The organism is Rhodococcus sp. 114MFTsu3.1 (assembly GCF_000383555.1).
GTDB classification, from domain to species: domain Bacteria; phylum Actinomycetota; class Actinomycetes; order Mycobacteriales; family Mycobacteriaceae; genus Rhodococcoides; species Rhodococcoides fascians_E.
The window spans coordinates 169773-190647 of the sequence record NZ_KB911544.1; the positions used below are offsets into that span (position 1 = coordinate 169773).

Here is a 20875-nt window from a genome sequence, read left to right on the forward strand (position 1 = left end):
ACGTCGCTGCTGACAGACCAGCGGTAACCAGCAACGACAGCGACGGTACCGACGTGCGGGCCGCGCCGCTAACTCACCCCGTGGCCGACGAGGTCGGTCCTATCGGCTATGAAAGACCCGCCTCGACTTCGTCGCGGAGCGTCGCCGCAGCGCTTCGGAGAGCAGCGACCGACGGCCCGGCAGCGAGAACACCACGCGAGGAGCTGGGAAGCAGCAGCGCTGTCGAGGCGTCGAAGATCTGCGCCAGATCGGCCACTGTCGCACCCTGCGCGCCGAGCCCGGGCGCGAGAATCGGGCCGTCGAAGGACGACAGATCCAGTCCGTGATCACGGGTGGCGCCGACGACGAGGCCGACCGTCGCCGAGCCGTCGCCGTTCGCTGCCGCTGCACCGTCGACGATCGACTGCGCGACCGTCGAGGAACCCGCCGCGGCGTTCTGCAGGGCTGCGCCTTCGGGGTTCGAGGTGCGCGCCAGAACGAACACTCCCCTGCCACCTCGTCGAGCCAGCGAGATCGTGTCCTGCAGGGACTCGAAACCCAGGTACGGCGAGACGGTCACCGCGTCCGACGACAGGTCGGTCCCCTCCCCGAGCCACGTCTGCGCGTACGCGCTCATCGTCGTGCCGATGTCGCCCCGTTTCGCGTCGGCGATCACGAGAGTCCCGGCATCCCGCAGTACCGAGATGGTGCGCTCCAGAACCGCGTATCCCGCACTCCCGTAGGCCTCGAAGAATGCGACCTGAGGTTTCACGACAGCGACCTCGCCGACGAACGCCTCCACGCACTTCTCCGCGAACACCTCGAGCCCCTCGGCGTCCACCGACAGTCCCCACTGCTCGAGCAGTGCAGGGTGAGGATCTATCCCCACGCACAGTCGTCCGCGGTGCTCGATCGCACGGCGGAGCCGTCCGAGCCACCCGTGGTGGCTCATGACGCCCCGGCACCGCCTGCGAGCGCCGCGTGCAGATCCTGCAGCGAACGCACGCCGATACCGCCCGCGATACCTGCCTCGATCCCCAGCACCGCGGCGGACGCGCCCTGCACAGTGGTGATGCACGGAATGTTCTGCGCAACGGCCGCGCTTCGGATCTCGTAACCGTCCACGCGAGGGCCCGAATTGCCGTACGGGGTGTTGATCACCATGGCCACGTCGCCGGCGAGAATGCGATCGACGATGGTCGATTCGCCCGCAGGGACGTCCTCGCCCGATTGCTTGTAGACCTGTTCGCACGCAATCCCGTTGCGTCGCAGCACCTCTGCAGTGCCTTCGGTCGCGAGAATCGTGAAGCCCAGGTCCGTGAGCCGTTTGACCGGGAAGATCAACGAACGCTTGTCCTTGTTGGCCACGGAAACGAACACGGCGCCCGAGGCCGGGAGTGAGCCGTACGCCGCCGTCTGGCTCTTGGCGAACGCGGTACCGAAGTCCGCGTCGATGCCCATGACCTCACCGGTGGACTTCATCTCGGGACTCAGGAGCGTGTCCACGCCCGTTCCGTCGGCACGACGGAAGCGGTTGAACGGAAGCACGGCTTCCTTGACCGCGATCGGTGCGTCGAGCGGCGTCGTTCCCCCATCGCCTTCCGCAGGAAGCATGCCGCTGGCGCGCAGGTCCGCGATCGACTCACCGAGCATGACGCGGGCGCACGCCTTCGCCAACTGCACTGCCGTCGCCTTGGACACGAACGGCACCGTGCGGCTCGCGCGGGGGTTCGCCTCCAGGACGTACAGGATGTCGTCCTTGAGGGCGTACTGAACGTTGAGCAAACCCTTGACGCCGATGCCCTTGGCGAGCAACTCCGTCGAGCGGCGCACGTTCTCGATGTCCGCTCGGCCCAACGTGATCGGCGGCAGCGCACACGCGGAGTCACCGGAGTGGATTCCGGCTTCCTCGATGTGTTCCATGACGCCGCCGAGGTAGACCTCGCTGCCATCGCACAATGCGTCGACATCGATTTCGACGGCATCCTCGAGGAAGCGGTCGACGAGAACCGGGCGGTCGTGCGAGATCTCGGTGGCGCGCGAGATGTAGTCGGCGAGGGATGCCTCGTCGTACACGATCTCCATGCCGCGTCCGCCGAGGACGTACGACGGACGCACCAGCACGGGGTATCCGATTCCGCCGGCGATGTCGCGGGCACCGTCGAACGTGGTCGCGGTGCCGAACTTCGGTGCAGGCAACCCTGCTTCGGTGAGGACGCGTCCGAACTCACCGCGGTCCTCGGCGAGATCGATGGCCTCGGGACTGGTACCGACGATCGGCACACCGGCGGCCTTCAGTCGCTTGGCAAGGCCCAGGGGCGTCTGACCGCCGAGCTGCACGATGACGCCGCGCACGGTTCCCGACGCAGCCTCGGCGCGGTAGACCTCGAGTACGTCCTCGAACGTCAACGGTTCGAAGTAGAGCCGATCGGCGGTGTCGTAATCGGTGGAGACGGTCTCGGGGTTGCAGTTGACCATGACGGTCTCGTACCCGGCTTCCGACAACGTCTGTGCCGCATGGACACACGAGTAGTCGAACTCGATGCCCTGTCCGATTCGGTTCGGGCCCGAGCCGAGAATGAGCACCTTGTCACGTTCACGCTGCTCGGCTACCTCGGACTCCGCCTCGGGGTCGAGTTCGTAGGTTCCGTAGTGGTACGGGGTCTTCGCCTCGAACTCCGCCGCACAGGTGTCGACCGTCTTGTAGACAGGATGGACGCCGAGCTCGTCGCGCAGCGCGCGAACACCGTCCTCGTCCACGAGTTCCGGACGCAGCGCAGCGATCTGGCGGTCCGACAGCCCGTGGTACTTGGCCTGTCGCAACAGCGTCTCGTCGAACTTCTCGGCGGCACGCAGTTCGTTGCCCAGCTCGTGGATCTGCTGGATCTGATCGAGGAACCACGGGTCGATCTTCGTGGCGTCGAACAACTGCTCGAGAGTCGCACCGAGCGCGAAGGCCTTCTCGATGCCGTACATCCGGCCGTCCTTCGGGACCGAGATGTCCTCCAGCAAAGCCTCGAGGCTCTCGGCTTCGACCTCGGGGCCGGTCCAGTAGCCCGCGCGCTTGGTCTCGAGCGAACGCATGACCTTGCCGAAGGCTTCGGTGAAGTTGCGCCCGATCGACATCGCCTCGCCGACGGACTTCATCGTCGTCGTCAGGGTGCCGTCGGCGCCGGGGAACTTCTCGAACGCGAACCGAGGTGCCTTGACCACGACGTAGTCGAGCGTCGGCTCGAAGCAGGCGGGTGTTTCCTTGGTGATGTCGTTGACGATCTCGTCGAGCGTGTAGCCGATGGCGAGCTTGGCTGCCATCTTCGCGATCGGGTATCCCGTCGCCTTCGATGCAAGAGCCGACGACCGCGACACGCGGGGGTTCATCTCGATGACGACGAGCCGTCCGTCGGTCGGGTCCATGGCGAACTGGATGTTGCAGCCGCCGGTGTCCACGCCGACCTCACGAAGGATGTCGATCGAGAGGTCACGCATCTTCTGGTACTCGCGGTCGGTCAGCGTCATGGCGGGAGCAACCGTGACCGAGTCCCCGGTGTGCACACCGACCGGGTCGACGTTCTCGATGGAGCAGACGATGACCACGTTGTCGCGGCCGTCGCGCATCAGTTCGAGCTCGTATTCCTTCCATCCGAGGATGGATTCCTCGATGAGCACGTTGGCCGTCGGCGACGCGGCGAGTCCGCCGCCGGCGATGCGTGCAAGGTCCTCGTCGTTGTAGGCCATACCCGAGCCGAGGCCACCCATCGTGAAGGACGGGCGGACGACGACGGGGAATCCGAGATCGGCGACCGTCGCCCGAACCTCGTCCATCGTGTAGCAGACAGCCGAACGAGCCGACTCTCCCCCGACCTTGGCGACGATGTCCTTGAACTTCTGCCGATCCTCACCGCGCTGAATGGCGTCGAAATCGGCACCGATGAGCTCGACGTCGTACTTCTCGAGAATTCCCTGCTCGTGCAGTGCCACCGCGGCGTTGAGCGCCGTCTGGCCGCCGAGCGTCGCCAGCACGGCGTCGATCGGGTTCCCCTGCAGAGCTTCGCGAGCGAAGATCTTCTCGATGAAGTCGGCCGTGATCGGCTCGACGTAGGTGGCGTCGGCGAACTCGGGGTCGGTCATGATGGTGGCCGGATTGGAGTTGACGAGGCTGACGCGCAGTCCTTCCTCGCGGAGCACCCGACAAGCCTGGGTTCCGGAGTAGTCGAACTCACAGGCCTGTCCGATGACGATCGGTCCCGATCCGATGACCAGGACGTGTCCCAGATCTGAGCGGCGTGGCATTACTTGTCAGCTCCCTCGAGGGTGGATGTGAACCGATCGAACAGGTAGGCGGCGTCGTGCGGGCCTGCCGCTGCCTCCGGGTGGTACTGGACCGAGAACGCGGTGCCGCTCAGCAGCTCCACGCCCTCGACCGTCCCGTCGTTGGCGCAGGTGTGGCTGATACGAGCCCGACCGAAGTCGGTGTCGAATTCCTCGCCCGCTTCGCCTTCGAGAGCGAACCCGTGGTTCTGGGCGGTGATGGCGATACGTCCGGTGGTGTGTTCGACGACCGGGATGTTCATGCCGCGGTGGCCGAACTTCATCTTGTACGTGCTACGCCCGAGCGCGCGTCCGAGGATCTGGTTACCGAAACAGATGCCGAAGAGCGGCAGCTTCCTCTCCAGCACCTCGCGAGTGAGCGCAACGTTGGCGTCGGCCGTTGCCGGGTCGCCCGGTCCGTTGGACAGGAACACCCCGTCCGGTTTCAGTTCCAGAATCTGCTCGATCGACGTGGCCGACGGGACGACGTGCACGCGGATACCGCGCTCGGCGAACATCCGTGGGGTGTTGGTCTTGATTCCCAGGTCCACTGCGACGACGGTGTAGCGGGCGTCGCCGCCCGTCGGCTCGATGACGTAACCGGACTTCGTGGTGACTTCACCCGCCAGGTCGGCGCCGAGCATGGAGGGCTGATCCAGGACCTGCTGCAGCATCTCGTCCTGGGTGCCCAGAGCGTCCCCGGAAAAGACGCCCGCACGCATGGATCCGCGTGTACGCAGGTGACGCACCAGTGCTCTGGTGTCGATCCCCGCGATGCCAACGACGCTCTGTGCTTCGAGCTGATCCTGCAACGAACCGGTCGCGCGCCAACTCGACGTGCGCCGAGCCGGGTCTCGAACGACGTAGCCGGCAACCCAGATCTTGTTGGGATCCTGAGCGCTGGCCGCTTCGCCGTCCTCCTGGTTCCAGCCTGTGTTGCCGATCTGCGGCGCCGTGGCGACGACGATCTGGCGGTGGTAGCTGGGATCGGTCAGTGTCTCCTGGTAGCCGGTCATGCCGGTGCAGAACACGGCCTCTCCGAGCGTCCGGCCCTGTGCACCGAAGGTGGTGCCGCGGAAGGTCCGGCCGTCCTCCAGAACAAGAACTGCGCTGCTCACGCCGTTGTCTCCTTCGAATCGTGTCGATCGGTATCGGTGTCCACCCAGATGGGGTAGACGAGTTTGTCGTCGGCGCGGAAGCCTGTGTCGATCTCGGTGCCGGTGGGAAGCGTCCAGCGGATGACGAGCAGTCCGTCCTTGCTCATGACCTTGCCCGCGAGCCCGCGTTCGGTTCGGATCACCGAGATGGACTCCTGCGGAATCCAGATTGTGGACTCCCCGGAACGCTCGAGCAGGATTCCTCGCTCGTGTCGGGACAGCTCACCGGTCGCGCGGTGGCCGATGTCGCCGACGGCGATGCGGTCCTGCCAGCTGGGGGCGATGGTGCTGCCCACGTACAGCCCGGTGGAGGGTTCGATCAGTGTCGCGCCGAGGTCGTCCGGGACCGGTGGGAACGAGCCGATCGAGTCGGCTTGACGCTTCTGCCTGCCTCGCCAACCCCAGAAGATGAGGCCGATCATCGCGATCCAGAACACGATGAACGCGATGACGATGAGAACTCTGTCCATTACTCGCTCACCTTCCGGTCATCGACACTGCCGAGTCCGAGACGGTCGGGGCGTCGAACCACACCGTCGCGAGCGGTGATTCGACCGCGCAGCAGCGTGGTGGTGACCTTGGCGGAGAAGGTCATCTCCTCGAACGGTGTGTTGTGCGACAGGCTGGCCAAGCCCTTGCCTCGCACCGTCCACGGCGAAGCGGGATCGACGAGGACGAGGTTGGCGACCTCCCCCACTTCCACGGGTCGTCCTTGATCCGGGAGGCCGACGATCTCGGCCGGACGCTCGCTCATCACCCTGGCAACACCGCGCCAGTCCAGCAGGTCGGTGTCCACCATCGTCTGCGCAACGATCGCAAGCGCGGTCTCGAGGCCCAGCATTCCTGGACGTGCCTGGGAGAATTCGCAGCACTTCTCCTGCTCCGCATGCGGTGCATGGTCGGTCGCGACGCAGTCGACCGTGCCGTCGGCCAGTCCTCGCCGGAGAGCGTCGACATCCGATGCTTCCCGGAGCGGTGGGTTGACCTTGTTGATCGCGTCGTACGTCTCGAGCCGCGAATCGTCGAGCAGAAGGTGGTGAGGCGTCACCTCGGCGGAGATCGAAATCCCCTGCCCCCGCGCCCACTTCAGGATCTCGACCGTTCCGGCAGTGGACGCATGGCAGATGTGCACCTTCGCACCCGCATCGCGCGCCAACAACGCGTCCCGGGCGACGATGGACTCCTCAGCGGCGCGTGGCCACCCGGTCAACCCGAGCCGAGCCGCAGTCGGGCCCTCGTGCGCCACGGCTCCGACGGTCAACCGAGGCTCTTCGGCATGCTGCGCGACGAGAACACCCAGAGAGCTCGAGTACTCGAGTGCCCGGCGCATGATCAACGGGTCGTCGACGCACTTGCCGTCGTCGGAGAACATCTTCACCTTGCCGACACCACCGGCCATGGTCGCCATCTCGGCGAGCTGAGTACCACCGAGCCCGACGGTCACCGCTCCGACGGGATGCACGTCGACCAAGCCGACTTCCTGCCCGCGACGCCACACGTGGTCGGTGATGACGACGGAATCGGCGACAGGCGCGGTGTTGGCCATCGCGAACACTGCGGTGTATCCGCCCAGTGCCGCGGCAGCAGATCCACTGTCGATGGTCTCGGTGTCCTCACGACCCGGCTCACGCAGATGTGTGTGCAGATCCACGAATCCGGGAAGCAGTATCTGCCCGCTCCCCTCGACGACCTCGGCATCGCCGGCGTCGAGATCGGTTCCGATCGCGGCGATCTGGCCGTCGGACACTAGAACGTCGGTGGCCGGTTGTTCCCCGTAGACGAGGACGTTGCGGAGCAGAACGCTCACAGCGCACCTCCGTCCGAGCCGACGAGCAATCGGAACAGCACCGCCATGCGCACATGAACTCCGTTCGTAACCTGTTGCAATACAGCAGTCCGCGGTGAATCCGCCACCGACGACGCAATTTCCATTCCGCGCAGCATCGGACCGGGATGCAGAACGACAGCGTGCTCGGGCAGAAGATCGAGCCGCTTCTGCGACAACCCGTAGGTGATCGAGTACTCCTTCGGCGACGGGAAGAACCCACCGTTCATACGCTCCGCCTGCACCCGCAACATCAGCACCGCATCGAGCGCGGGCAACTCGGCGTCGATGCTGTGAGACACCCGAACCGGCCACGTCGACGCTCCGACCGGAAGCAACGTGGGCGGCGCGATGAGCACGACCTCGGCCCCCAGCGTCGACAGCAGAATCGCATTCGACCGCGCCACACGACTGTGCAGAATGTCCCCGACGATTCCGATGCGCTTGCCTTCGATGTCGCCGAGCCGCTGCCGCAACGTCAACGCATCCAGAAGCGCCTGCGTCGGGTGTTCGTGAGTACCGTCGCCTGCATTGATGACCGACGGGCCGCCGGATGCGGAAGCGTCGAAGGACCCACCGGTTCCCAGCCCAGCCGTCCACTTCGCGATCTGGTGCGCAGCACCCGACGCTGGGTGACGAACGATCAACGCATCCGCGCCCGCCGCCCGCAACGTCATCGCCGTGTCACGAAGAGACTCACCCTTGGACACCGACGAGCTGCTGGCACTGACATTGATGACATCGGCACTCATCCACTTGCCCGCCACCTCGAACGACACCCTCGTCCGGGTCGAGTTCTCGAAGAACACCGTCATCACCGTGCGTCCCCGCAACGTCGGAAGCTTCTTCACCTCCCGGCCCAGCAACGCCTGCTCGAACCGGTCCGCGTCGTCGAGCAGTTCGGTCGCGCTCTCACGGCTCAGATCCGCAACCGACAACAAATGCTTCACCGAGCGTCCTTCCCGTCTTCCTCTGGGTCACTCCTGCGGGCTCCGCTCCCGTCCACTTCCGGGTCACTCCTGCGGGCTCCGCTCCCGTCCACTTCCGGGTCACTCCTGCGGGCTCCGCTCCCGTCCGAAATGCTGACGCGATCGTGGCCGTCGTGCTCGACCAACTGCACCGACACGTCCTCGGTACGCGCGGTCGGTACGTTCTTGCCGACGTAGTCCGCCCGGAGGGGTAGTTCGCGGTGACCGCGGTCGACGAGGACCGCCAGTTGAACGGCACGCGGTCGACCGAGGTCGCGCAGTGCATCCAGGGCCGAGCGGACCGTGCGGCCGGAGAAGAGGACATCGTCGACGAGGACCACGAGGGCGTCGTCGACGCCGCCCGAGGGGACGGACGTACGTTCGAGGGGGCGATGCGGCTTGCCGCGAAGATCGTCGCGGTAGAGGGTGATGTCCAGCGAACCGACGGGCGGGCGGACGCCGGTGAACGTTCCGATCCGCTCGGCGAGGCGCTCGGCCAACGTGGTCCCGCGAGTCGGGATACCGAGGAGGACGACGCGGGGCGCATCCGCGGAGTCGAGTGCCGTCTTCTCGATGATCTGGTGTGCCATTCGAGACACGGTCCGACCAACGTCGGCGGCGGAGAGAAGCTCACGCGACGAGCCGGGTGACGAGGGATCAGGCGTCGAGGGATCGGGGGGCACAACGGACGCAGGCAAACTACGACCTCCTTCTCCGCCTCTCTGGACGGATCGTTAAAGGATGTCTGACGGTGTAACAGCCTAGCAACGACGCTCCCCGACGGCGTAATTCGGGGAGCGTCGCGTGAGCGGTATTACTCGCTGTCGGTGCTGCTGTTCGCGTCGTCCCGAGAGGACACCGCAGCAGCAGCTGCGCGGACCTGTGGGGCGACGAGAACGATCTGGCCGAGAACACCGTTGACGAACGACGGTGAATCGTCGGTGGACAGCTGCTTGGCCAGTTCGACCGCTTCGTCGACAGCGACGACGGGAGGCACGTCGGTGGCGTGGAACAGTTCCCACACCGCGACACGAAGGATCGCCCGATCCACCGCGGGAAGCCTGTTCAGGGTCCAGTCGGTCAGGTGATCGGAAATCACACTGTCCAGCCGGTCCAGGTTCTCCGCTACCCCGCCGACGAGAGTTTCGGTGTACTCGCTGACCGGCGCGATCGAATCGTCGCCGCGAGCGAGCTCGATGCGTTCCTTCGCCAGGTTCACAGGATCGGTGTCCCGAGCCTCGGCTTCGAACAGGAAGTCCACGGCCCGCTTGCGGGCCTTGTGGCGTGCACCGAGCTTCTTCACCGGCTCACCTTTGCCGGCCGAATGGTTCTTCTTCGACGACACGTCAGGAATTCACACGCCCGAGGTAGTTGCCGTCACGCGAATCGATCTTCAGCTTGTCGCCCGTGTTGACGAACAGCGGAACCGACACCTCGGCGCCGGTCTCGAGGGTGGCGGGCTTGGTGCCGCCGGTGGAGCGATCTCCCTGGAGGCCGGGATCGGTGTGCTTGACCTCGAGCTCGACCGTGACGGGCAGCTCGACGTACAGCGGTGCACCCTCGTGCGTCGCGACCTGGACCTTCATGTTCTCCAGGAGGAATCGTGAGCTCTCGCCGACGGTGGCCTCGCTGATGGAGATCTGGTCGAACGTGTCGCCGTCCATGAACACGAAGTCCGAACCGTCGTGGTACAGGTACGTCATGTCGCGGCGGTCGACGGTTGCGGTGTCCACCTTGACGCCCGCGTTGAAGGTCTTGTCGACGACCTTGCCCGACAGGACGTTCTTCAGCTTGGTGCGCACGAACGCGGGGCCCTTGCCCGGCTTGACGTGCTGGAATTCGATGATCGACCACAGCTGGTTCTCGATGCTGAGGACAAGACCGTTCTTGAAATCGCTTGTGGAAGCCACTGGCTCTTACGTCTCCTCGTGTTTCTCGTGTTCAGGAACTGCCGTGCGTCACACGAGAGTAAGTTCCTTGCTGGTCATGGTCAGCAGCTCGGGACCGCCGTCACGGACGATGAGTGTGTCTTCGATCCGGACGCCACCGCGTCCCGAGAAATACACTCCCGGCTCGACGGTCACAGCTGCACCGCTCAGCAGTGTACCGGTGCTGGTGCGGGCAATTCCCGGCGCTTCGTGGATTTCCAGTCCGACGCCGTGGCCGAGCCCGTGGAGGAAGAACTCGCCGTAACCGGCCTCCTCGATCACCGAGCGCGACGCTGCGTCGACGGACGCCGTGCTCACACCAGGTGCAAGGGCGTCCCTGCCTGCCGTCTGCGACTGCAACACCAACGCGTACAGATCCTTCTGCCAGTCCTGCGGAGCGCCGATGACGAGTGTGCGCGTCATGTCCGAGTGATAGCCCCCGACCAGCGCTCCGAAATCGAACTTCACGAAGTCACCGGTCGCCAGGACCGCGGATGTCGGGCGGTGATGCGGAACGGCCGAGTTGGGCCCGGCTGCCACGATGGTCTCGAACGAGATTCCGTCGGCTCCGTGCTCGATCATCAGCGATTCCAGTTCTCGGGCGACCTCGAGTTCGGTACGTCCAGCAGCGATGGATCCACGCTCCACCAGCACCGCGAACGCGTCGTCCGCTGCCCGGCATGCATCGCGCAGCAGGGCTACCTCGTGCTCGTCCTTGACCATCCGCAGGTCCTCCACCAGACCGGGACTACGAACGAGATTCAGGGCGGAGTCGAGGCTCGTCCACGCCCGGTGCTGGTCGACCGTGACGACGTGGGATTCGAAGCCGATCGATGCGTTCCTGGGCGCGAGTTCGCCGCCCAGGAGGTACGACGCCGACGCGCGGTCGATCACGGCTCGCAGGTCCGGCACCTGATCGGCGACCTGGGTCACGTAACGCCCGTCCGTGCAGACGACCGTGTTGTCCTCGCGGCCCGGCGAATCGTGAATCGACACGATCAACGCGGCGTTGGACCCGGTGAATCCGGTGAGGTAGCGAATGTTCAGAAGGTCGGTGACGAGCAGGGATTCGAGATCGTTCGCTTCCATGCTTCGCCGAAGAGCGGCGCGTCTGCCGCTGTGATCTACAGGCATTCCTACAAACTACCGCCGGACAGTTCTGTGGGGTCGGACACACCTACCGGCGCGTAGGGCTAGGCTGTCCCCCATGACAGGGTGGGTGGTACGCGGAATCGGCATGTGCTTGATCAACGTGGGGGTGCGAATTCTTCTCGGCGTCACTGTGACTCAGTGGCCTCTGCACGGATCGCAACTCCGGTGGCTGGGCATCGCGGTGGTGTTGATCGCCGTCGTCGTCTGGGCGGGGCTGGACGGCATTCGGGACCGGCGGAAGAATCCCGATCCGGACTACGGCGAGGACTTGACCATGGTCTGGCTCAAGGCTGCGGCATTGGGCGGCCTGGCTGCCGGTCTGGTGACCTGGCTGGTCCAGCTCATCGTCGACTTCAGCGTCGGTCAGAACACCCTCTTCTTCGAACTGACCTCCGGGGCCGCGTTCACGGTGTTGGTCATCTTCATTCCTGCCACCATCGCGGTCTTCCTGGGTCGGCTCCTGGCGGGGCGAGAAGCCAACAAGAAACTTGCGGCCGCGGACGAGGAGCACGCCAAGGAACGGCACGACCGCCATCCGGTGGACAGCACCGCAGGTGCTCCTCAGCAGTCCGGACGGCATCAGTCCGGTCGCGATCAGGCGGGCCGAGAGCAATCGCAATGGTCGGGAGACAACTCCGACACCGAGGTCTTCCCGGCGGTCGAGAAAGACAGGTAGTCCCCTGAACTGACCGGTGAGGGCATGTGTGCACGTGCACACATGCCCTCACTGGTCAGAGCGGACGGGTCAGAGCAGGTCGGTCAGAGCAGGATGCCGGTGGACGACGAACCCGAGTTGTCCTTCGCGATGGCCGAGTAGGCCGCCACCAGCAGGGACGGGTCCGGTCCTTCGAGACGACCCGGCTTGGCCAGCCCGTCGAGCACAACGAAGCGCAGCAGCCCCGCACGGTTCTTCTTGTCGGACTGCATTCCCTTGAGCAGGTCGCCGAAGGCGTCGCCGTCGTAGCCCACGGGAAGTCCCACTGCTTCGAGCACACTGCGATGACGGTCCGCGGTCGCGTCGTCCAGGCGGCCCGCGAGCCGGCCCAGTTCGGCTGCGAACACCAGGCCCACCGCGACTGCTGCGCCGTGGCGCCAGCGGTACCGTTCACGTCGCTCGATCGCGTGGCCGAGGGTGTGCCCGTAGTTCAGGATCTCTCGGAGGTTTGACTCCTTGAGGTCCGCGGCCACCACGCGTGCCTTCACCTCGACGGAACGCCGAATCAGCTCGGGCAGCACGGTGCCCGACGGGTCGAGCGCAGCCTCCGGGTCGGCCTCGATCAGGTCGAGGATCACCGGGTCGGCGATGAAGCCCGTCTTGATGACCTCGGCGAGACCCGCGACGATCTCGTTGCGCGGGACCGTTTCCAGTGTGGCCAGGTCGACCAGGACCGCCGACGGCTCGTGGAACGACCCGACGAGGTTCTTGCCGGCCTCGGTGTTGATGCCCGTCTTGCCGCCGACGGCAGCGTCGACCATCGCAAGCAGCGTCGTCGGGACATGGACGATCTTCACGCCGCGCATCCACGTCGCAGCGACGAAACCCGCCAGATCTGTGGCGGCACCGCCGCCGAGGCTCACCACAGCGTCGGATCTCGTCAGTCCGATTCGTCCGAGAACCTCCCAGCAGAAGCCGGCCACGGCAAGTTCCTTGCCGTCCTCGGCATCGGGGATCTCGATGCGGTGAGCATCGATTCCCTTCGCCGCCAACGATTCTCGTACCACTTCGGCGGTCTCGGACAGCGGAGGTTGATGGAAGATGGCAACGGTCGCCACACCGGCGAGTTCGTCGACCAGATCGTTCAACAATCCCCGTCCGATGATCACCGGGTAGGGAGCAGCCGTTTCGACCATGACGCGCACAGGCTCGGTCATATCGGTCACCTCACACTTTTCTGCTCGTGGTACTGGGTCAGTTTCGAGACGACCTGCCCGACGACCCGCGCCGGACTTCGACCGTCGGTACGTACTCGAATGGACGCGACTCCGCGGTAGAGAGGTCGACGTGTTCGCATCAGATGTTGGTACTTCGCGCGTGGATCGGGCCCGGCCAACAGTGGCCGGGCGGTGTTCGCGCCGGTGCGCCGCAGGCCCTCGGCGACACTGATCTCGAGGTACACGACGGGCAACGGCGCCAGAAGTGCTCGGGTCCGTTCGGACAACACCGAACCACCTCCGAGGGAGACGACGCCGGAGTGCGTCGCCAACGCCTCTGCGACGACGGTCTCCTCGATGCTTCGGAAGGCCGGTTCCCCATCTTGCGAGAAAATGTCCGCGATCGTGCGCCCCGTGGTCCGTTCGATGGCCACGTCGGTGTCCAGAAGCTCGAGCTCCAGCGCCGCGGCGACCCGTCGACCGATCGTGGACTTGCCGGCGCCGGGCGGGCCGACCAGCACCGCGTACGGAGTCATCGCGGAGGTCGGGCAGCTGTGCCCTTCACGTAGTGATCGACGTTGCTGACCGTCTCCGCCAACGAATCTCCACCGAACTTCTCCAACGCTGCCTGCGCGACGACGAGAGCCACCATGGTCTCGGCGACGACCCCCGCGGCGGGCACGGCGCACACGTCGGAACGCTGGTGAATGGCGACGGCTTCGTCGCCGGTACTCATGTCGACCGTCGCGAGAGCACGAGGCACCGTGGAGATGGGCTTCATGGCCGCGCGGACGCGGATGGCTTCACCGTTGGTCATTCCGCCCTCGAGCCCACCGGCGCGGTTGGTGGAACGGAGAATGCCGTCGGGCCCGGGTGTCATCTCGTCGTGCGCGGCGCTGCCGCGTCGACGGGCAGTCTCGAAGCCGTCGCCGACCTCGACACCCTTGATGGCCTGGATCCCCATGAGTGCGGCAGCGAGCCGTGCGTCGAGCCGCCTCTCGCCGCTGACGAAGGACCCGAGACCCACGGGCAACCCGTGCACGACGACCTCGACGATTCCGCCGAGGGTGTCGCCGTCTCGCTTGGCTGCTTCGATCTCGGCGATCATCGATTCCTCGGCCGCCTTGTCGAACGCCCGCACCGGACTTGCGTCGATGGCGTCGAGGTCGTCACCGTGCGGCGGCGGGCCGACGTAAGGGTCGGAGGCACCGATGGAGATGACGTGCGAGACGACGTCGACACCGAATGCCTGCTTCAGGAATCGACGGGCGACGGTGCCGATCGCGACACGAGCCGCGGTCTCACGCGCACTCGCGCGCTCGAGAACCGGGCGGGCGTCGTCGAATCCGTACTTGAGCATGCCCGAGTAGTCGGCGTGGCCCGGCCGTGGGCGTGTCAGCGGTGTGTTGCGTGCGAGATCCGACAGGACGCTCTGATCGATGGGATCGGCCGACATGACCTGCTCCCACTTCGGCCACTCGGTGTTACCCACCTCGATGGCGATGGGGCCACCGAGGGTACGACCGTGCCGCACACCGCCGGTGATGGTGACCTTGTCCGCCTCGAACTTCATCCGCGCACCTCGGCCGTACCCAAGACGGCGACGAGCGAGTTGAGTGGCAATGTCCTCGGAGTTCACCTCGACGCCCGCCACCATTCCTTCGAGAATGGATACGAGAGCGGGACCGTGGGATTCTCCGGCAGTTATCCAGCGCAGCACAGCGACCATCTTTTCACGTCGGGGCCACGGTGATCGCCAGCAGGGTCGCCGCGCACATCGCCGGGCCGTGGGGCACTGCGACGTGGCGTCGCCCGGCGAGGACACAGGCCATCCCGGCCGCCCCGGTGAGCAGCGGCGCAGTCACGGCCGCCATGGCCCACGCGTCCACACCGAACTGTCCCGCGACGCCTCCGACGGTGAACGCCAACTTGACGTCACCGGCACCGAACGCGCGTGGCACCGCCAGGTGCACCACCAGATAACACCCGAACAATGCACCGGCGCCCGCGAACGTCGCACCGTACTCGTCACCGGTGACAGCCCATCCGATCAGTCCGGCCGCCCCGACGCCGGTGAGGAGGTTCGGGAGCCTGCGAGTCGCGAGGTCGACCGCGCTGGACACCACGCACCACAGGACGAACAGAGCGCACCACGTCACGGGAATCACTCTGGACCGAGCACCCGAGGGAGCCGACGCGACGTCCCAGCTCGGACATTGCCCTGTGCACAACCGCCGACCTGTGGACAACGCGCAGGCTGTTCACCGGACGGCGCTACGGCGCGGCGAGGGCGGCGCGCATCTCGTCCTTGGGTGCGGGCCGACCCGTGAACTGCTCGACCTGCCCGTACGCCTGGTTCAGCAGCATGGCCAGACCGGAGACGACGGTGCCGCCTGCGCCGCGGACTGCGTCGGCCAACGGAGTCGGCCACGGGTCGTAGATCGCGTCGAGGACGACGGGAGCCTGCGCCATCGCGTGTGCGTACGGTGCGGCGCCGTTCGCCGGAACGGTACTGACCAACACCGACGACGCAGCCGCAGTGTCGGCCAGTTCGGGATCGTCGACGGCCAGAAAAGCTGCGCGCACTCCCGACGCCGCCGCGCAGTCGAGGGTGTCCTGTGCTCTCTCACGCGAGCGTGCGACGACGGTGACCGATGTCGCGCCCAATTCGGCCAGGGCGACGATCGCCGGCCGTGACGTGCCACCGGCTCCGACGACGGTGACGGCCGTTCCCGTCAGATCGTCGGTCCCGGCTTCCCTCAACGCCCCGAGCACACCGTCGACGTCGGTGCAGTCAGCTCGCCAGTGCCCGTCGACGCGAACGAGCGTGTTGGCCGATCCAGCGAGCACAGCACGTTCGGTGCGTTCGTCGGCGTAGGTGAGGGCCGCGACCTTGCCCGGCATCGTCACCGACAGACCGATCCAGTCGGAGGCGAGCCCGTCGACGAGCCCGGGAAGCTGCTCCCCCGTGCATTCGATTCTCTCGTACGTCCAGTCGGTCAACCCGAGGGCGGCGTACGCAGCACGGTGGAGAAGCGGAGACTTCGAGTGCCCGATGGGGCTCCCCAGAACAGCAGCATGCACCGATCAGCGGCCGCTCTCGAGGAAGCCGTCCTCGACCAGTCCGATGTTCGCGAGGTGCTCGTCGTAGCTGCGGGTGAACAGCGTGTCGCCCGCCGCGTTGATGGTGACGAAGTACAGCCAGTCACCGTCGGCCGGCGCTTCGACCGCTTCCACCGCCGCGACGCTCGGCGCGGCGATCGGAGTGGCCGGGAGTCCTTCCATCGCATAGGTGTTCCACGGAGTCACGGTCGCTCGGTCGAGGTCGGTCGTCGCGACCTCGGTGGTGTCGAGCGCGTAGTTGACCGTCGAGTCGAACTCCAGCTTCTGAGGCTCGGCCAGGCGGTTGATGATCACCCGCGCGACCTTGCTGAAGTCCGCAGGCAACGACTCACGTTCGACGAGGGATGCGGCGACCAGAGTCTGATACGGATCGAGGCCGGAATTGGTTCCGGCGGTCAGGATTCCGGTGCTCTCGTACGTCGTGGCGCTCTCGGACACGAGCTGACTCAGGATCTCGCCCGGCGTGGCGGTGGGATCGATGTCCCAGCTGCCTGCCGCGATGAGTCCTTCGAGTTGACGATCACGATCGGGGACCCCACGTACCTGATCGGTTGCCCATGCCGGGACCCCCAACGCAGTCGGGTCGTCGACGCCACCCGCGGCGTTGAAGTCCTCGTACGAGATGCAGGTGGGGGTTCCGCTTCCCGTCGCGTCGACGCAACTGGCCTCGGACAACAGCGTGTAGATGCCCTTCTTGACCGCGTCGGTGTTGACGTCACGCGAGTCGTGCAGCTGGCGTCCCTCGGAGATCACCACACTTCCGACGCGCGACGCCGGGTCCACCAGAGTGGCGACGGCTTCGGATGCCGGCACATTGCTGGGCAGCAGGTAGTAACCCGGCTGCACCGACGCCATCGCGGAGTTCTGGACTGCGGCGCCCATGAACGCCCCCTCGCTGGCGACGACTCCCTTGGCGACGGCCTCGCCGCCGATCTGCTGCGCCGTGTCACCGGGATGGACCCGGACGACGACGGAGTCTCCGCGGGCACCGGCCGGGTAATCCTCCGCGACGACAGCGCCACCGGAGAACCGGTCGTACACGAAGTAGCCTCCGCCCGCGAGCACGAGAATCAGGACGAGGCCGAGTGTGGCCCCGATGATGCGGCCGCGCTTGCGCCGGCTACCGGCTTTGCGTGCGTGCCTTGTCTGCGCCCTGCTCCGGCCGACCTCCTGCGGCAGGCCTCTGGGGGCAGCGCCCTCGTGTACGGCACGGTGGAACTCGCTGCCCTCCCCGGTCGGGTAGCCGATCGGATCGGTGTGGGCCTCGTCCTCGTGCTGCCTGTAGTTCACTCGCCGACCTCCGGGATGCGACTCTGCTCTTCCGACGGGGTGGAAACTGGGTGTTCTTGCCGAGCGAGATGCGCCGAACGTTCGTCCAGCCATCCCTGAAGGATTGCGACGGCCGCGGCCTGATCGATCACGCCGCGTTGGGCTTTCGCGCGAACGCCGCTGTCGCGCAGCGCACGCGACGCCGTCACCGTGGTGAGTCGTTCGTCGGCCATACGGATCGGAACGTCCGGTATGTGCCGTGCGAGTACGCGAGCGAAACCCTGGGCTGCTTTGACGGCGGAGCCGCTCTCGCCGCGCAACGTCCGCGGCAACCCGACGACGATCTCGACGACCTCGTATTCGCGGGCGAGCTCGACGACACGAGCGACATCGGATGCGTCCGCGCCTTTCGCCTTGGCTCTGGCCACGGTCTCGACCGGTGTGGCCAGTACGCATCCCGGGTCGCTCGATGCGACACCGATACGGACACTGCCGACGTCGATCCCGAGCCGTCTCCCTGGTCCCGGGTCGTCGAACCCTGGCCGATCCGGCGTCCGACCGGCGCCGGATCGGGCTGTGGATTCACTCACGATCAGGCGTCGACTGCTTCGGAGATACGAGCACGGACGGCCACGAGGGCCTGGGCGATGCCGTCCGGATCGGATCCGGAACCCTGCGCGGAATCGGCTTTACCGCCGCCACGTCCGCCGATCGCCGGACCGAAACTGCCGACGAGTTCGCCTGCCTTCACGCCTGCGTCCTGAGCGGCCTTGTTGGTGACGACGACGAACGGCACCTTGCCGTCCACCGAGCCGAACAGCACGACGACCGTCGGGTCACTGCCGAGCCTGCCTCGTACGTCGGTCGCGAGGGTCCGCAGGTCGTTTCCGCCCACACCGTCCGGTGCCCGAGAGATGACCGCCCGAACGCTGCCGATCCGCTCCGCGCCGGCGGCCAGATCCCCGGCCGAGGACAGAACCGCAGCAGCCTTGACGGCCTCGAGCTCCTTCTCCGCCACGCGGAGCTTCTCCACCAGCGTCTCGATTCGGGCCGGCACTTCCTCGCTCGGAACCTTCAGGGACGACGCGACTCCCGCGAGAAGCGCACGTTCCTTCGCCAGGTACCGGTACGAATCGAGTCCGACGAATGCCTCCACGCGGCGCACACCCGACCCGACCGACGACTCTCCCAGCAATGTGACGGGCCCGATCTGCGAGGAATGCTCGACGTGCGTGCCGCCGCACAGCTCCATCGAGAACGGCCCACCGATCTCCACGACACGCACCTCGTCGCCGTAGTTCTCACCGAACAGCGCCATCGCGCCCATCGCCTTGGCACTCGCGAGATCAGTCACGGACGTGTTGACCGCGAAGTCGGCGCCGATCGCATCGTTCGCGACGGCTTCGATGTCGCTTCGCTGCGATTCCGTCAGCGCACCCTGCCACGAGAAGTCGAACCGCAGATAGCCGGGCTTGTTCAGCGAACCGGCCTGAGTTGCGTTGGGGCCCAGAATCTGTCGGAGTGCGGCGTGCACCATGTGCGTACCCGAGTGGCCCTGCGTCGCGCCCTTGCGCCACGCCGGATCGACGGACACACGTACCACGTCGCCTTCGGTGATCTGCCCTGTCTGCACCGTCACCTTGTGCGTCCACACCTTCTTGGCGATCTTCTGCACATCGTCGACCTCGACCGACAGTCCAGGCGCCGTGATGGTGCCGATGTCCGCGATCTGACCACCGGACTCCGCATACAGCGGACTCCGGTCGAGGATCACCTCGACAGATTCCCCGGCAGTGGCCGTCGGGACACGGACGCCGCCGGAGATCAGGGCGAGAACGTTCGCCTCCGAGGACAACTCGTCGAACCCGGTGAACTCGGTCGGCCCACGATCGACGAAATCCTTGTACACCGACAGGTCGGTGTGCGCATGCTTGCGGGCCCGGGCGTCGTCCTTGGCGCGTTGACGTTGCTCGGCCATGAGCGACCGGAACCCGTCCTCGTCGACGGTCAGCCCCGCCTCCGACGCCATCTCGAGCGTCAGGTCGATCGGGAATCCGTAGGTGTCGTGCAGCGCGAACGCTTCGGCACCGCCGATCGTCTTCCTGCCCGAGGACTTGACCGTCTCCGCGGCCGTGTCGAACAGCTTGGACCCCGAAGTCAGGGTCTTCAGGAACGCCGTCTCCTCGCCGACCGAGACGTTGAGGATGCGGTCGAACCCGGTGACCAACTCGGGGTACGACTCGGCCATCGTGTCTCGGACGACGGTGATCAGCTGAGCCATCGTCCGATCTGGTGCACCGAGCAGACGTGCGGACCGCACGATTCTGCGCAGCAGACGCCGCAGTACGTAACCGCGTCCGTCGTTGCCGGGGTTGACTCCGTCGGAGATCAGCAGTGCTGCCGTGCGGGCGTGGTCCGCGATGACACGAAAACGAACATCGTCGGTGTGATCGACGCCGTACGTGCGTCCGCTGAGTTCCTCGGCCTTGGCGATGACCGGACGTACCAAGTCGGTCTCGTACACGTTGTCGACGCCCTGCAGCAGGAACGCGACACGCTCGACGCCCATGCCGGTGTCGATGTTCTGCTTCGGCAGCGGACCGAGGATCTCGAAGTCGTCCTTGCTGATCCCCTGGCCGCGCTCGTTCTGCATGAAGACGAGGTTCCAGATCTCGATGTAGCGATCCTCGTCGGCCTCGGGACCACCGTCGACTCCGTACTCGGGGCCACGGTCGTAGTAGATCTCGGAGCACGGACCGCACGGCCCGGGGATGCCCATCGACCAGTAGTTGTCCGCCATGCCGCGACGCTGGATCCGCTCGTCCGGAATCCCGGCGAGTTCCTTCCAGAGCGCGATGGCCTCGTCGTCGTCGAGGTACGCCGTCACCCAGATGCGCTCGGGATCGAACCCGTAGCCACCGTCCTCGACGCTTCCTGTCAGCAGCGACCACGCGAACTTGATGGCGTCACGCTTGAAGTAATCGCCGAACGAGAAGTTGCCGGCCATCTGGAAGAAGGTGTTGTGGCGCGTCGTGATCCCGACGTTCTCGATATCCAGTGTGCGGACGCACTTCTGGACGCTGGTGGCCGTTGCGTACGGCGGAGTCTGCTGACCCAGGAAGTACGGAACGAACTGCACCATGCCCGCATTGACGAACAGCAGGTTGGGGTCGTCGAGCACGAGCGAGGCACTGGGCACTTCGGTGTGCCCCGCCTTCACGAAGTGGTCGAGGAAACGCCTGCGAATGTCATGGGTTTGCACTGGTACAGGTTAACCGGAGAACCACAGCGCCC

Annotated in this window: 18 protein-coding genes and 1 pseudogene; 1 reads left to right on the forward strand and 18 read right to left on the reverse strand. The window is 66.0% G+C overall.

Going from position 1 to position 20875, the window contains the following annotated elements; translation table 11 throughout:
* Nucleotides 1-106 precede the first annotated feature (106 nt).
* The 10 genes and pseudogenes from pyrF to H292_RS0100805 form a co-directional block, all read right to left on the reverse strand.
* Nucleotides 107-931, reverse strand: a complete 825-nt coding sequence (gene pyrF / locus H292_RS0100760; protein ID WP_026348014.1) for an orotidine-5'-phosphate decarboxylase — start codon at nt 929-931, stop codon at nt 107-109.
* Nucleotides 928-4269 (reverse strand): carbamoyl-phosphate synthase large subunit, encoded by a 3342-nt coding sequence (gene carB / locus H292_RS0100765; RefSeq protein ID WP_020110128.1) that lies wholly within the window; start codon nt 4267-4269, stop codon nt 928-930. Before carB ends, pyrF begins: the two co-directional genes overlap by 4 nt.
* On the reverse strand, nt 4269-5405 hold the full coding sequence (gene carA / locus H292_RS0100770; RefSeq protein WP_019666386.1) for a glutamine-hydrolyzing carbamoyl-phosphate synthase small subunit: 1137 nt from the start codon (nt 5403-5405) through the stop codon (nt 4269-4271). Before carA ends, carB begins: the two co-directional genes overlap by 1 nt.
* Nucleotides 5402-5914, reverse strand: coding sequence for a PH-like domain-containing protein (locus H292_RS0100775; protein ID WP_019666387.1), 513 nt, complete (start codon nt 5912-5914; stop codon nt 5402-5404). The genes carA and H292_RS0100775 overlap by 4 nt, the downstream gene beginning before the upstream one ends.
* A complete protein-coding gene (locus H292_RS0100780) occupies nt 5914-7251 on the reverse strand; it encodes a dihydroorotase (RefSeq protein WP_019666388.1) in 1338 nt (445 codons plus the stop codon). Before H292_RS0100780 ends, H292_RS0100775 begins: the two co-directional genes overlap by 1 nt.
* Entirely contained in the window at nt 7248-8219 is a 972-nt protein-coding gene (locus H292_RS0100785; protein WP_019666389.1) for an aspartate carbamoyltransferase catalytic subunit, read from the reverse strand. The genes H292_RS0100780 and H292_RS0100785 overlap by 4 nt, the downstream gene beginning before the upstream one ends.
* Nucleotides 8220-8332: 113 nt before the next feature.
* Nucleotides 8333-8920, reverse strand: a pseudogene (pyrR, locus tag H292_RS26660) (bifunctional pyr operon transcriptional regulator/uracil phosphoribosyltransferase PyrR); the annotation flags it as partial.
* Between the two features lie 131 nt (nt 8921-9051).
* On the reverse strand, nt 9052-9540 hold the full coding sequence (gene nusB, locus H292_RS0100795; protein ID WP_026348015.1) for a transcription antitermination factor NusB: 489 nt from the start codon (nt 9538-9540) through the stop codon (nt 9052-9054).
* Nucleotides 9541-9583: 43 nt separating this feature from the next.
* Nucleotides 9584-10147 carry an elongation factor P gene (gene efp, locus H292_RS0100800; protein WP_019666392.1) on the reverse strand — a complete coding sequence of 188 codons (564 nt, stop codon included), beginning with the start codon at nt 10145-10147 and terminating at the stop codon, nt 9584-9586.
* Between the two features lie 48 nt (nt 10148-10195).
* Nucleotides 10196-11299 carry a M24 family metallopeptidase gene (locus tag H292_RS0100805; RefSeq protein WP_027498526.1) on the reverse strand — a complete coding sequence of 368 codons (1104 nt, stop codon included), beginning with the start codon at nt 11297-11299 and terminating at the stop codon, nt 10196-10198.
* Nucleotides 11300-11372: 73 nt separating this feature from the next.
* Here H292_RS0100805 and H292_RS0100810 point away from each other — a divergent pair, with 73 nt between their 5' ends.
* A complete protein-coding gene (locus tag H292_RS0100810) occupies nt 11373-11993 on the forward strand; it encodes a B-4DMT family transporter (RefSeq protein ID WP_019666394.1) in 621 nt (206 codons plus the stop codon).
* Nucleotides 11994-12076: 83 nt separating this feature from the next.
* On the opposite strand, the gene aroB is transcribed toward H292_RS0100810, so the two are convergent.
* The 8 genes from aroB to alaS all read right to left on the reverse strand — a co-directional run bounded on the left by aroB (nt 12077) and on the right by alaS (nt 20843).
* Nucleotides 12077-13189 (reverse strand): 3-dehydroquinate synthase, encoded by a 1113-nt coding sequence (gene aroB / locus H292_RS0100815; RefSeq protein WP_027498527.1) that lies wholly within the window; start codon nt 13187-13189, stop codon nt 12077-12079.
* Between the two features lie 5 nt (nt 13190-13194).
* Nucleotides 13195-13725 (reverse strand): shikimate kinase, encoded by a 531-nt coding sequence (locus H292_RS0100820; RefSeq protein ID WP_019666396.1) that lies wholly within the window; start codon nt 13723-13725, stop codon nt 13195-13197.
* Entirely contained in the window at nt 13722-14909 is a 1188-nt protein-coding gene (gene aroC, locus H292_RS0100825; protein ID WP_026348018.1) for a chorismate synthase, read from the reverse strand. The genes H292_RS0100820 and aroC overlap by 4 nt, the downstream gene beginning before the upstream one ends.
* 13 nt (nt 14910-14922) lie before the next feature.
* Nucleotides 14923-15348: a prepilin peptidase gene (locus H292_RS0100830; protein ID WP_230594246.1), complete on the reverse strand. Its 426-nt coding sequence runs from the start codon at nt 15346-15348 to the stop codon at nt 14923-14925.
* Between the two features lie 115 nt (nt 15349-15463).
* Complete coding sequence (locus H292_RS0100835) at nt 15464-16273, reverse strand: shikimate dehydrogenase (protein WP_020110132.1); 810 nt, start codon at nt 16271-16273, stop codon at nt 15464-15466.
* 3 nt (nt 16274-16276) lie between these two features.
* Nucleotides 16277-17602: an endolytic transglycosylase MltG gene (locus tag H292_RS0100840; protein ID WP_020110133.1), complete on the reverse strand. Its 1326-nt coding sequence runs from the start codon at nt 17600-17602 to the stop codon at nt 16277-16279.
* Nucleotides 17599-18171, reverse strand: a complete 573-nt coding sequence (gene ruvX, locus H292_RS0100845; protein WP_019666401.1) for a Holliday junction resolvase RuvX — start codon at nt 18169-18171, stop codon at nt 17599-17601. Before ruvX ends, H292_RS0100840 begins: the two co-directional genes overlap by 4 nt.
* 2 nt (nt 18172-18173) lie before the next feature.
* The gene (alaS, locus tag H292_RS0100850) at nt 18174-20843 is read right to left on the reverse strand and encodes an alanine--tRNA ligase (protein ID WP_027498528.1); all 2670 of its coding nucleotides are present in this window, start codon (nt 20841-20843) and stop codon (nt 18174-18176) included.
* Nucleotides 20844-20875 lie beyond the last annotated feature (32 nt).

Excerpts from the sequence above, each read along its gene's own strand:
- H292_RS0100775 (WP_019666387.1), bottom strand. The coding sequence starts at position 5,914 with ATGGACAGAGTTCTCATCGTCATCGCGTTCATCGTGTTCTGGATCGCG.
- H292_RS0100805 (WP_027498526.1), bottom strand. The coding sequence starts at position 11,299 with ATGCCTGTAGATCACAGCGGCAGACGCGCCGCTCTTCGGCGAAGCATG.
- aroB (WP_027498527.1), bottom strand. The coding sequence starts at position 13,189 with ATGACCGAGCCTGTGCGCGTCATGGTCGAAACGGCTGCTCCCTACCCG.
- pyrF (WP_026348014.1), bottom strand. The coding sequence starts at position 931 with ATGAGCCACCACGGGTGGCTCGGACGGCTCCGCCGTGCGATCGAGCAC.
- H292_RS0100820 (WP_019666396.1), bottom strand. The coding sequence starts at position 13,725 with ATGACTCCGTACGCGGTGCTGGTCGGCCCGCCCGGCGCCGGCAAGTCC.
- H292_RS0100810 (WP_019666394.1), top strand. The coding sequence starts at position 11,373 with ATGACAGGGTGGGTGGTACGCGGAATCGGCATGTGCTTGATCAACGTG.
- carB (WP_020110128.1), bottom strand. The coding sequence starts at position 4,269 with ATGCCACGCCGCTCAGATCTGGGACACGTCCTGGTCATCGGATCGGGA.